The 10,907-nt window shown below is 66.4% G+C and carries 13 protein-coding genes; 5 read left to right on the top strand and 8 right to left on the bottom strand.

What is annotated here, in order from left to right; translation table 11 throughout:
• Positions 1-2 precede the first annotated feature (2 nt).
• From NED98_RS11885 to NED98_RS11875, 3 genes are all read left to right on the top strand, one after another.
• Complete coding sequence (locus tag NED98_RS11885; protein ID WP_179511095.1) at positions 3-380, top strand: nuclear transport factor 2 family protein; 378 nt, start codon at positions 3-5, stop codon at positions 378-380.
• Between the two features lie 3 nt (positions 381-383).
• Complete coding sequence (locus tag NED98_RS11880; RefSeq protein ID WP_265313156.1) at positions 384-1,580, top strand: acetyl-CoA C-acyltransferase; 1,197 nt, start codon at positions 384-386, stop codon at positions 1,578-1,580.
• A 123-nt stretch (positions 1,581-1,703) separates the two neighbouring features.
• Complete coding sequence (locus tag NED98_RS11875; RefSeq protein WP_265268622.1) at positions 1,704-2,453, top strand: SDR family NAD(P)-dependent oxidoreductase; 750 nt, start codon at positions 1,704-1,706, stop codon at positions 2,451-2,453.
• Between the two features lie 132 nt (positions 2,454-2,585).
• Here NED98_RS11875 and NED98_RS11870 read toward each other — a convergent pair whose 3' ends face one another.
• Genes NED98_RS11870 through NED98_RS11855 form a run of 4 tightly spaced genes read right to left on the bottom strand, consistent with a single transcriptional unit; the run spans position 2,586 to position 6,605 of the window.
• Positions 2,586-2,942, bottom strand: coding sequence for an EthD domain-containing protein (locus NED98_RS11870; RefSeq protein WP_265313155.1), 357 nt, complete (start codon positions 2,940-2,942; stop codon positions 2,586-2,588).
• Positions 2,939-4,060 carry a Gfo/Idh/MocA family protein gene (locus NED98_RS11865; RefSeq protein WP_265313154.1) on the bottom strand — a complete coding sequence of 374 codons (1,122 nt, stop codon included), beginning with the start codon at positions 4,058-4,060 and terminating at the stop codon, positions 2,939-2,941. Before NED98_RS11865 ends, NED98_RS11870 begins: the two co-directional genes overlap by 4 nt.
• A gap of 5 nt (positions 4,061-4,065) precedes the next feature.
• Positions 4,066-4,923, bottom strand: coding sequence for a sugar phosphate isomerase/epimerase family protein (locus tag NED98_RS11860; RefSeq protein ID WP_265313153.1), 858 nt, complete (start codon positions 4,921-4,923; stop codon positions 4,066-4,068).
• Positions 4,920-6,605, bottom strand: a complete 1,686-nt coding sequence (locus NED98_RS11855) for an FAD-dependent oxidoreductase (protein WP_265313152.1) — start codon at positions 6,603-6,605, stop codon at positions 4,920-4,922. Before NED98_RS11855 ends, NED98_RS11860 begins: the two co-directional genes overlap by 4 nt.
• Before the next feature lie 162 nt (positions 6,606-6,767).
• On the opposite strand from NED98_RS11855, the gene NED98_RS11850 reads away from it, so the two are divergent.
• Both NED98_RS11850 and NED98_RS11845 read left to right on the top strand, forming a co-directional pair.
• The gene (locus NED98_RS11850; RefSeq protein WP_265268625.1) at positions 6,768-7,286 is read left to right on the top strand and encodes an Lrp/AsnC family transcriptional regulator; all 519 of its coding nucleotides are present in this window, start codon (positions 6,768-6,770) and stop codon (positions 7,284-7,286) included.
• Positions 7,283-7,750 (top strand): Lrp/AsnC family transcriptional regulator, encoded by a 468-nt coding sequence (locus tag NED98_RS11845; RefSeq protein WP_179511102.1) that lies wholly within the window; start codon positions 7,283-7,285, stop codon positions 7,748-7,750. The genes NED98_RS11850 and NED98_RS11845 overlap by 4 nt, the downstream gene beginning before the upstream one ends.
• A gap of 170 nt (positions 7,751-7,920) precedes the next feature.
• Here the strand turns inward: NED98_RS11845 and NED98_RS11840 are convergent, their stop codons facing one another.
• From NED98_RS11840 to NED98_RS11825, 4 genes are all read right to left on the bottom strand, one after another.
• Positions 7,921-8,391 (bottom strand): nuclear transport factor 2 family protein, encoded by a 471-nt coding sequence (locus NED98_RS11840; protein WP_265268626.1) that lies wholly within the window; start codon positions 8,389-8,391, stop codon positions 7,921-7,923.
• The gene (locus tag NED98_RS11835) at positions 8,388-9,476 is read right to left on the bottom strand and encodes a DUF1214 domain-containing protein (RefSeq protein ID WP_265313151.1); all 1,089 of its coding nucleotides are present in this window, start codon (positions 9,474-9,476) and stop codon (positions 8,388-8,390) included. Before NED98_RS11835 ends, NED98_RS11840 begins: the two co-directional genes overlap by 4 nt.
• 2 nt (positions 9,477-9,478) lie before the next feature.
• Positions 9,479-10,258, bottom strand: coding sequence for an SDR family oxidoreductase (locus NED98_RS11830; RefSeq protein WP_265313150.1), 780 nt, complete (start codon positions 10,256-10,258; stop codon positions 9,479-9,481).
• 186 nt (positions 10,259-10,444) lie between these two features.
• On the bottom strand, positions 10,445-10,894 hold the full coding sequence (locus NED98_RS11825; protein ID WP_265313149.1) for a nuclear transport factor 2 family protein: 450 nt from the start codon (positions 10,892-10,894) through the stop codon (positions 10,445-10,447).
• Positions 10,895-10,907: the final 13 nt, after the last annotated feature.

The following is a 10,907-nucleotide window of genomic DNA, read 5'->3' as shown; positions in this document are numbered from 1 at the left end:
AGATGTTGAGCCACGAAGACAAGGTGCGCGTCGTCGAGAGTTATATCGACGCCTTCGCCAATCAGAATCCCGAAGGCGTGGTCGCGCTGTTCGCCGAGGATGCGACGGTCGAGGATCCGATCGGTTCGCCGGCGCATCGCGGGCTGGAGGCGATCCGCACCTTCTACACCGCCTCGATGGCGACCGGCGCCAAGCTCAAGCTTGAAGGCCCGGTGCGCACCGCGAGCGATTATGCCGCTTTCGCTTTCTCGGTGACGCTCAACTACGGCGGCGAGAAGCGGGTCGACGTGATCGACACCTTCCGCTTCAACGAAGACGGCAAGGTGATCGAGATGCGCGCCTATTTCGGCCCGGCCAACATGCACGGATTTGAAGGATAAGACATGCGCGAAGTCGTTATCGTCTCCACCGCTCGCACCGGAATCGGCAAGGCCTATCGCGGCGCCTTCAACATGACCGAGGCGCCCGCGCTCGCCGGCCATGTCGCCAAGGCGGCGGTCGAGCGCGCCGGGATCGATCCCGCGCGGATCGATGACGTGATCATGGGGGTCGGCAACCAGTGGCTGACGCAGGCGGCCAACGTCGGCCGCCTGACCCCGCTGGTGGCAGGCATCCCCGAAAGCGTCGCGGGGATGACGCTCGATCGCAAATGCTCGTCGGGGCTCAACGCGATCGCGCTCGCCGCGCGCTCGATCATCGCGGGCGATAACGATGTCGTGCTGGCGGGCGGGGTCGAGAGCATCTCGATGACGATCACCAAGGATGCGCCGCGCTATCAGAACAAATCGGCCAAGGCGGCCGATCCGACGATCTATATCCAGATGATCGAGACCGCCGAACTGGTCGCCGAGCGCTACAATGTCAGCCGCGAGGCGCAGGACCGGTTCAGCGCGGAGAGCCAGCAGCGCGCCGCCGCCGGGCAGGCCGCGGGCAAGTTCGCCGACGAGATCGTGCCGATCACGGTCGAAAAGCAGCTCTACGAAAAGGACGGCAGCAAGGCCGGCACCGAGACGGTGACGCTCGACCGCGACGAGGGTGTGCGCGCGGGCACCACCTACGAGGCGCTCGCCGGGCTGAAGCCGGTGTGGAAGGACGGCGAGTTCGTCAAGGAAGGCAAGTTCGTCACCGCCGGTAACGCCAGCCAGCTGTCCGACGGCGCCTCGGCGCAGATCGTGATGGACCGCGCCACCGCCGAGCGCGAGGGGCTGCCGATCCTCGGCGTCTATCGCGGTTTCCAGGTTGCGGGTTGCCGGCCGGACGAAATGGGGATCGGCCCGGTGTTCGCGGTGCCGAAACTGCTCGAGCGCGCCGGGCTGACGGTCGACGATATCGGGCTGTGGGAACTGAACGAGGCGTTCGCCAGCCAGGCGCTCTATTGCCGTGACCAGCTCGGGATCGATCCCGACAAGATCAACGTCAACGGCGGCGCAATCGCGATCGGCCACCCGTTCGGGATGACCGGCAGCCGGTTGACGGGGCACGCGCTGATCGAGGGCAAGCGCCGCGGGGTGCGCTACGTCGTCGTATCGATGTGCGTCGCCGGCGGGATGGGCGCGGCTGGGCTGTTCGAGATTATCTGACAAGCATCCGTCATTCCCGCGGAGGCGGGAATCCATTCTGGCTGGCTTCGCGACTCTTGCCGTGACCTGCGCGAATGGATCCCCGCCTCCGCGGGGATGACGAACCTACAAAGGAGAGCGATGATGGCCGGCCTGTTCGAAGGGAAAACCGCGTTCGTCACCGGCGGCGGCAGCGGGATCGGCCGCGCCACCGCTTTGTCCTTCGCGGCGGAAGGCGCGAAGGTCGCGGTCGCCGATCTGCGCGGCGCCGATGCGGTCGCCGACGAGATCAACGCCGCGGGCGGCGAGGCCTTTGCGATCGCGCTCGACGTGACCGACGAGGCGGCGGTCAATGCCGCGGTCGATGCGGTGGTGGCGCGTTGGGGGCGGCTCGACTGCGCGTTCAACAATGCCGGCGTCACGCTCGAGATGCTCGATACGCCGTGGGGCGATGTCGGCGCCTATGACAAGACGATCGACATTAACCAGCGCGGCGTGCTGCTGTGCATGGCCGCCGAATTGCGTCACATGGCGCCGCGCAACAACGGCGCGATCGTCAACACCTCGTCGATCGCCGGCCTGTCGGGCGCGGGCGGTGCGGGTTATTGCGGCAGCAAGCACGCGGTGATCGGTCTCACCCGCTCCGCCGCGCTGCGCTTCGCGGCGGAGGGGGTGCGGGTCAACGCGGTGTGCCCCGGGGTGATCGAAACCCCGATGACCGCCCCGATCGCCGCCGACCCGCAGGGCCGCGCCGTGCTCGATCAGATGACCCCGATGGCGCGGATGGGCCGCGCGCAGGAGATCGCCGATGCGGTGATCTTCCTCTGCTCGGACAAAGCGAGCTTCATCACCGGCCACCCGCTCGCGGTGGACGGGGGGTATATGGCGCGGTGAATCGCTGAACCGACACCGTAATGCCGGGTCAAGCCCGGCATGACGGTAACTTATTGTATTAGCCGGAATACTTGGAGCCGGAGCCCAATTCCCGCCGATCGTCACTCGTGTGAACTTTGTGAACTTTGCCGTTCAGATCTCGCTGCGCCGTTCCTCGACTACGAACATCCGGGTCCTCGCGCGGTCGATGAAATTCTCCTCATCCGCCGCGAGCCGTGCTGCCGCTTCGGGCTGTGACACCGCCGCGATCGCCGCGTCGTAACTCGCGCGGTCGGCGTACCAGATCTCGGTGACGCTGTCGTAGTCGAACGGCGGCGTCTCGGCGAACGCGAACGCGCCTTCGGCCTCGGGATAATTGCGCCGGTAATCGACGATCCCCGGCATCAGCGAGCGAACCAGCGGTGCGTGGTTCGCCTCATAATAAGCGATGAACTCAGCCCGGCTGACCCCCGGCTTGGCCTTGAGCAGCGCGATCGTCTTGACCGTCATACCGCCTCCACATCGACCCAGCGTCGCTCGGCGGCCGAGCGGCGCACCGCGTCGAGCACCGCCTGTCCGGCGGCGGCGTCGCGGAAGTCGGCGGCGTGCTCGCGGCTGTCGACCGCGCGGCCCTCGATCCGCGCCTTCATCTCGCCGAACAGCCGGGTATAGGGCGCGACGTCGAAGCCCTGGCTGTGCCAACGATCCTGCTCGGTCTGCACCAATTCGCCGATCGGGAAGGGGGTAGGGGGCGGATTGACCAGATCGGCCGGCGTCTCGATCTGCCGCGCCTCGCCGCCCCGCGCGACCCACACCTGCTCAGGCTCGCCGAACGCATTGCCGCTCTGGATCCATGCGCCGCCTTCGCTGCCGACGACGCGGGTCGACATGACCAGCGGCCCCGGCATCGCCATCCCCGCGGCGATCAGCCCCTGTGCGCCGTTGGCGAGCTCGAACTGGAAGCTGTAGCAATCGTCGGCGGTCATCGTCGGCCGCCCCGGCGCGAGCTTTTGCAGCATTCCGCTTACCCGGCGGAATTCGCCCAAAGTGGTGCGCACCTGATCGATCATATGCGCGCCGAACGCGCCAAGGAACCCGCCGCCCTGCGCGGCATCCTCCCACCAGGGCGACAACGGCTCGGTCGGGTCCTGCAACCCGGGCTGGAAATAGAAACGCTGGAAATGCTGCGGCTCGCCGATCATCCCGTCGTTCACCACCCGCGCGAGCAGCGCCTGCGCGGTATCGAAGCGGAATTCGGCGCCGAGCATATGCACGATGCCCGCCGCTTCCGCCGCCCGCAGCATCGCGCGCGCCTCGGCGAGATCCTTGGCGAAGGGCTTTTCGCACAGCACATGCCGCCCGGCGGCGATCGCCTCCATCACGATCGGAAAATGCGTGTGCGGCGGGGTGGCGACCGTCACCAGCCGGATCGACGCATCGGCAGCGAGCGCTTCGGCAAGGCTGGTCGCGACATGCGGGATGCCGAGCGGCGCGGCGCGCTCGGCGGTGCGCGCGCGATCGCGCCCGACGATCGCGCGGACCTCGATCCCCGCATCGCGCAACGCGCGGACATGCGTGAACAGCCCGAAGCCGGTGCCGACGACGACCGCGCCAAGAGTGTCCGTCATGCGTATCAGCCCCTTGCTTTGTGCAGCGTCGCGCGGGTGGTCTCGGCGCAGCGCCGCGCGGCTTCATCGGCGGGGAGCGCCGACAGCGTATCGGAAAAGACCTCGATCGAGATCGGCGCCTTGCTGCCGATCGCGTCCAACGTGCGGATCATGCCCACGAGATCGAAAATGCCTTCGCCCGGCATCAGCCGGCCCTTGGTCATTTCGCGCAGCGGATCGGCGTCGGTCGGCGGCGGGCCGTCGTTGATCTGGACCCCGAACACGCGGTCGCCGGGGGTGCGCGCCAGTTCGTCGAGCGTCACATTGCCGCGGAACAGATGCCAGCTGTCGATCATCAGCCCGCCGTTGCCGCGGCCCGCGCGCCGGACGACCTCGCAGGTGTCGGCATAGGTCGCGATGCCCCCGCCGACGACATATTCGAGCTGGACGGTGAGCCCCAGATCGCGCGCCCGATCACAGATGTTGGCGAAGGCCTCGGCGGCTTGATCGATATCGACCGCGCCGTCGAACATGTCGATGACGGTGATCGACGAGGCGCCCGCCGCCACCGCCACCGCCAGATAACGCGGCGCATCCATCCCCTTGAGCAATTGCGCGAGCGACGCCGGCATCGTCGGGCCGGGCTCGCGCCCCGGCAGCCCGAGATAAATGCCCTCCACCTCGGTGACAACCAGCCCCTCGTCGGCGGCGCGCTCGCGCAGGTCTTCCGCGCTCACCCCGCTCGCGACCATCTGCTGATAATCCGCCCCCATCAGCGAGACCCCGGCGAACCCCGCCTCGCGCGCCGGGCGCAGCCGATCGAGCACCGGCACCGACATCATGCTGCCGGCGGAGAGGATCAGGTCGGTCGGCGCGAGCGTCACTGGTTGACCCGGGTCGCGTGGCGCGCGGCGAGCCAGCCGAAGGTCATCGCCGGGCCGAGCGTCGCGCCCGCGCCCGGATAGGTGCGGCCCATCGCCGCCGCCGATGCGTTGCCGATCGCATAAAGCCCGTCGATCGGCCGCCCCTCGGTATCGAGCACCCGGGCATTGGCGTCGGTCGAGAGCCCGCCGTTGGTGCCGAGATCGCACGGATAGATCGGGATCGCGTAAAACGGCCCCTGTTCGATCGGCGCCAGCGTCGGATTGGGCGAGACCGAGGCGTCGCCGTAATGCCGGTCATAGGCCGAGACGCCGCGGTGGAAATCGGGGTCCTCGCCCTTCACCGCAAAGCCGTTGAAGCGCGCCACCGCAGCGGAGAAGGCCGCCGGATCGACCCCCATCTCGCGCGCCAGCCCCTCGATCGTGTCCGATTTCCTGAGGATCTTGCGCATCGCTGCGGGGATGCGTTTGTCGGCGCTCGGCTTCCCGGCCATCATCGGGCCGAGCATATATTTGCCGCGATACCGCGCATCGAACACGAACCAGCTCGGCACGGTCGGCCCCTCGGGGCTGTTGGCGCGATGCATCTCGCCGCCGGCGACGTGGTAAGACGCCGCCTCGTTCATGTAGCGCTTGCCCGCCTGGTTGACGATGATCGACGAGGGCAGGGCGCGCTCGACGAACATGATCCGCGCGCGATCCTCGCCTTCGAGCATGAAGCCGGGTCCCCACCACGCCGAATCGAGCAGATCGGTGCCCGCGCCGACCGCGGTGCCCGCCGCGAGCGCGTCGCCGGTGTTGGTCGGCACGCCCGCGCTCCAGTCGCCGGTTGGGCCGGGGAGATATTTCTGGCGCAGCGCGAGATTGTGATCGAACCCGCCGCTCGCCAGCACCACGCCCTTGCGTGCGCGCACCGTCACCTTCTGCCCGTCGCGCTCGACGATCGCGCCGGTGATGCGGCCGTTCTCGCGTAGCAGCTCGACCATTGGCGCATTGAGCCACAAAGGCACGCCCTTCTGATCGAGCGACAGCTTGAGCCGCCCGATCAGCGCATTGCCCCCGGTCAGCCGGCGCGAGCGCTTGGTCTTGAAGCGCCACGGAATGTCGAAAATGTAGCGCGTCATCAGCTTGAACAGCAAAGACTTGGCGCCGGGGCTCATCGTCAGCAGCAGCTTCGCCTCTTCCATCGTCCAGGTGAAGCGGCCGAAGGTGAGGGTGAGCGTGTGCGGCGGCTCCATCCGCTCGAAATCCTTGCCGAGCCGGTCGGCCATCAGCGGGATCGGATCGTGCGTCCGCCAGCCGCCGCGCGCGCCCGCCACGTCCATATGATAATCGGCATAGGCATAGGCGGTGTAATGCACCTCGGACTTCTGCTCGAGGTAGCTCAACATGCGATGCGCATTGTCGATATAGGCATGGAGCTTGGCATCGGGGACGTCGTCGCCGATCAGTGCCTTGATGTAGCCGAAAGCCTCGCCGGGATCGTCGGCATGGCCCTTGGCGCGTGCGTCGTCGCTATTGGGGATCCAGATGCCGCCGCCCGAGGTGGCGGAGGTGCCGCCGAACTTCGCCGCCTTTTCCACCACCAGCACGCTCGCACCGACGTCGGCCGCGGTGAATGCGGCGGTCAGCCCGCCCGCGCCCGAGCCGATGACGAGCAGGTCGACTTCCTCATTCGCTGCCACGGTAAAGCAATCCCTCTCTTGTTTGCCGGCGGTTGTCGCACGCGAAATGCGTTACGAAAAGAGAAAATTAATACGCAAAGTGTGATATTCGACCGTGTTCGGTGAAGCGTGTTGACGATCGGGCGCGCAAATGTACATCTGCACCCAACTGGAGAAATTGCGTTGCGAGCAGAAGCCAAGGGGGAACGTCGCGGACGCGGCAAGGCCCAGAACGGCAGGGAAGCTGCCGAGTTCGAAACCGACGATATGGATGAGCGGATCATCGCCGCGCTGCGCCAGAACGGCCGCATCGCCAACCGCGATCTCGCGCGCGACATGGGCGTCAACGAAGCCACCGTCCGCACCCGGCTGCGCCGGCTGGAGGAGGCCAATATGTTGCGCGTCGTCGCGATGCGCGATCTGTCGGCGATGGGCTTCGAATATCTCGCGCCGGTCGGGGTGCAGGTGAAGGGCCGCGCGGCGACCGCGGTGGGCGAGGAGCTGGCGCGGCTCGAACGGGTGATCACCGTCAACGTCGCGATTGGCACGCACGATCTGGAAATCCAGGTCGTGTCGAGCTCGCTCGCCGAAATGGAGGAATTGCTCACCAACGTCATCGCCAAGATCGACGGGGTCGAGCGGCTGTTCCCGAGCCTTGCGCTCAAGGTCCTCAAATACAATCCGGAATGGGCACCTCTATGACTCGCATCGCGCTCGACGAACTGGACGAGCGGATCATCGAGCGGCTGGGGCACGACGCGCGCGTCTCCAATCGCGAGATCGGCCGCGAATTCGGGCTGACCGAAGGGACGATCCGCTCGCGGCTCAAGCGGCTGCTCGACAATAAGGTGATCCGCGTCGCCGCGGTGACCAATGCCAATCGGCTGCGCAACCCGATCCTCGCCTATCTGTGGGTCGAGGCGAACAGCGCGTCTGATATCGAGCGGGTGTCGCGCGCGCTGGCCGATCTGCCCGAGATCGGCTTCGTCGCGACGATCCTCGGCCGCGCCGACGTATTGGCGATGACCCTGGTGGAAAATGGCGCGGAACTGACCGACTATCTCCACCAGACGATCGACAAGATCCCCGGCGTCCACCGCATCCGCTACAGCCTCGGGCAAAATTTCATCAAGCACGACTATCGCTGGTGCTCGCTGGTCGATTGAGCGAAAAAGGGGCGGATAGGTTACCGCCCCGGCGAAGGCCGGGGTCCAGCATCGGGCCGATCGTAACTGGACCCCGGCCTTCGCCGGGGTGGTTAGTCTTTGTGTCCCCGCGAAGGCGGGGACACAGACTGGGCTCCCGCCTTCGCGGGAGCACAAGTTCTGTCGCGTCCCTACCCGGCCGCGACCCAGCCGGCCTTCACCCCCTCCGGCCCGATCGCGCCGTCGACGATCGCGCGCGGTTCGGAGCGCGAATAGCAGATGCGCCAGCCCTCGGGGGTCTTGCGATAGCGATCCTGATAGAAGTTCGCGAGCAGGCGGAAGGTGCCGCTGCGCGGATCGTAGGTCGCATAGCCGAGGTTCCAGCGCGCCTTGGCCTCGTCGCCGTCGACCTCGATCTCGCCATTATGCCCCTGATGGACGTCGACGATCGGCGTGGTCGCCGCCATTTGCGTGAACACGTCGATCAGCCCGTCGACCCCGAAGGTGCCGATCGGCGGAAAGTCGATCTCCGCGTCGGGGGTGAAGCAGGCGCGGATCGCGTCGACATCCTTCGCGTCGCAGGCGTTGAGATAGCGCGCCTTCAAGCGGCGGATATCGCTTTCCGCTTCCAGCCGCGCGATGCGGGTTTCGAGATCACTCATGCAAATTTCTCCACGCGTGTCACCGGCACGGGATGCTCGGTCGCCCCCGTCCAGCGCAGCAGCATCGTGCCGTGTCCGTGCCCGGCGGTGTCGACCCAATTGCCGAAGCCGGGATCGCGCGCGGCGACCACGATCGTCACCGTGCCATTCGGATTCAGCGTCGCGCTATGCGCGTTCACATGCACCTTATGGTGGCGATAATCGAGCGATTCGAACCAGATATTGTCGACCTGGAAATTCCAGAAGGTGCAATCGGGCACCGGCGTTTCGATCACCAGCATCTCGTCCCGTGCGAGCTTCCAATAGCCGTGAAGGTAGAAGATCGTCGGATCGCCGCCGGCCTTGTAGAACATCGTCTGGTCGGTGGTGGCGAGCTGGTTGAGCGCCGGCATCAGCATATCGGTCCAGCGCAGGAAGGTCCGCGCGGTGCCCTCGACGAAGGCGGCGGCGCGTTGCAGCCCTTGCTCCAGCTTTTCCGCGGTGAGCGGCTCGGGGGTTTCGCGCGGGCGATCGATCGCCTCGATTTTCACCGTCGCCGGCACCTCATTGTCGCGATCGAGGAAGGTTTGGCGGACGAGCAGCATCGATGAATCGTCGGCCAGCGGCAGCCAGTTGCCGTTCTCGCGCTCCTTGCTCGCGATGATCTGGAAGCTGCCGTCTTCCTCGAACTCGATATCCGCCGAATCGAGTTCGCCGGTGGAGGCCATCGTCCCGTCGATCGCATAGCGGTTCGCCTTGGTGCCGAAGCTCAGGATCGGCACCGACCCGCGATTGCCGCTGATGCGATAGCGCCGCGCCCCGCTGATCGCGGCGTTCATGTAGATATTGTCGGGATTGTCCGCGCCGATCTTCGCCGTCGGGTGCGACGCGGCGTAGAAGCCGGGGAAATCGGTGTCGGCATTCTCCAGATGCATATCGAGTGCGATGCGCGTCAGCCGGCTGAGGTAGCGATAGCCTTCGGCCTGATCGATCGGGGTGTCGGCGATCCTGGTGCTCAGCACCACCTCGCCGATCGCCTCCAGCCGGCGGCAGAAATCGCGCCACACCTCGCCCGAGGCGACGCGCTGTTCGGTGTCCTTGGTCATGATCAGGGTGCCATATACTGGCCGCCATTCACGTCGAGCGACGCGCCGGTGACGACCTTGGAATAATCGGAGAGGAAGAACAGCACCGCCTTGGCGCAATCTTCCTCGGGCGGAATGATGTTGAGCGGGATGCGCGAGGTGATCTCGCCTTCCACTTCGGCGCGGTCGCGCCCGGCGGCGACTTCGCGCGCGATCCAGTCATAGACCGGTTTGCCGCCGATCCACCCCATGCGGGTCGCGTTGACGCGGATGCCGTGCGGGCCGAAATCCTTCGCCATATGCCGGGTCAGCGCGTTGAGCGCGCCCTTCCCCGAGGCATAGCCGCCCTCGCCGGGGAAGGGGTTAACGGTCGACATCGTCGAAACATTGATGATCGCGCCGCTGCCCTGCGCCTTCATCGTCGGGAACACCGCCTGCGCCATGCGCAGCGCGCCGAGGCAATTGACGTCGAGCACCTTGAGCCAGTCGGCGGGATCGGCCCGATCGACGGTAGTCCATTCGCCGTGGATATAGGCGGTATTGACGAGGCCGTCGATGCGCCCGAACGCGTCGAGCGCCGCCTGCACGAGCGCCTGGCACTGGCCCGCATCGGTCACGTCGGTCGAGCGGGCGACGGCTTCGCCGCCCGCGGCGCGGATTTCGCCCGCCACCTCATCGAGAAATTTCTGGCTACGCGCGCCCAATGCGACCTTGGCGCCTTCCTCGGCGGCGATGCGGGCGAGCGACTGCCCCATCCCAGGGCCGACCCCGCTGACCACGATGACTTTGCCTTTGAGCAACATATGTTTTCCTCTCTCCTCCCCGCGGCTGCCCCTGCCGTCATGCCGGGCTCGACCCGGCATCCAGAGCCACGGGCGATGTCCCTTGTGGCTCTGGATGCCGGATCAAGTCCGGCATGACGATGAAGGGGTGTTCGGGTTCATTCGCTTCAATCCAATCAGTAACGAAAAAAGATGCGGACCAGCGGTTCAGCCCGCCTTCTCCGGCGTGAAATTCTGCGGCGGATCCTTGACCCACGGGTCGGCCTCGGCGCGGCGCGTGATGCGCCAGCCGTCGGGGGTGCGGACGAGATCGTCGACATAGGTTGCGCCGACGAAGAACAGGTGATCGCCGCCCGGCTGCGCGAGCTGCATCGGGTTGAACAGCATCGTGCGCGAGGTGGCACGATCGCCGTCGACGCGGATCAGCGGCAGCCCGATCAGATGCTGGGTGACGGGGAAGGGGGCCAACGCCTTGGCGAGCCACGGCTTGATCGTGGCATAATCGCCGATCTCGCCGCCGGTCACCGAATAATCGAACGTCGCGTCCGGGGTGAACACGCGATCGAGCGTGTCGAAATCCTTGGCGTCGATCGCATAGACATAAGTGGCGAGGAGCTGCTGGATCTCGATGATGTCCGATACGGCGCGCAGGTCCATGCCCTTCCTCTCC

The sequence above is a fragment of the Sphingomonas lycopersici genome (assembly GCF_026130605.1).
Taxonomy (GTDB): domain Bacteria; phylum Pseudomonadota; class Alphaproteobacteria; order Sphingomonadales; family Sphingomonadaceae; genus Sphingomonas; species Sphingomonas lycopersici.
This window is presented reverse-complemented; position numbering and strand designations above follow the sequence as displayed.

Excerpts from the sequence above, each read along its gene's own strand:
- NED98_RS11845 (WP_179511102.1), top strand. The coding sequence starts at position 7,283 with ATGACTCGCATCGCGCTCGACGAACTGGACGAGCGGATCATCGAGCGG.
- NED98_RS11870 (WP_265313155.1), bottom strand. The coding sequence starts at position 2,942 with ATGACGGTCAAGACGATCGCGCTGCTCAAGGCCAAGCCGGGGGTCAGC.
- NED98_RS11840 (WP_265268626.1), bottom strand. The coding sequence starts at position 8,391 with ATGAGTGATCTCGAAACCCGCATCGCGCGGCTGGAAGCGGAAAGCGAT.
- NED98_RS11865 (WP_265313154.1), bottom strand. The coding sequence starts at position 4,060 with ATGACGGACACTCTTGGCGCGGTCGTCGTCGGCACCGGCTTCGGGCTG.
- NED98_RS11835 (WP_265313151.1), bottom strand. The coding sequence starts at position 9,476 with ATGACCAAGGACACCGAACAGCGCGTCGCCTCGGGCGAGGTGTGGCGC.
- NED98_RS11830 (WP_265313150.1), bottom strand. The coding sequence starts at position 10,258 with ATGTTGCTCAAAGGCAAAGTCATCGTGGTCAGCGGGGTCGGCCCTGGG.
- NED98_RS11825 (WP_265313149.1), bottom strand. The coding sequence starts at position 10,894 with ATGGACCTGCGCGCCGTATCGGACATCATCGAGATCCAGCAGCTCCTC.
- NED98_RS11885 (WP_179511095.1), top strand. The coding sequence starts at position 3 with ATGTTGAGCCACGAAGACAAGGTGCGCGTCGTCGAGAGTTATATCGAC.
- NED98_RS11875 (WP_265268622.1), top strand. The coding sequence starts at position 1,704 with ATGGCCGGCCTGTTCGAAGGGAAAACCGCGTTCGTCACCGGCGGCGGC.
- NED98_RS11880 (WP_265313156.1), top strand. The coding sequence starts at position 384 with ATGCGCGAAGTCGTTATCGTCTCCACCGCTCGCACCGGAATCGGCAAG.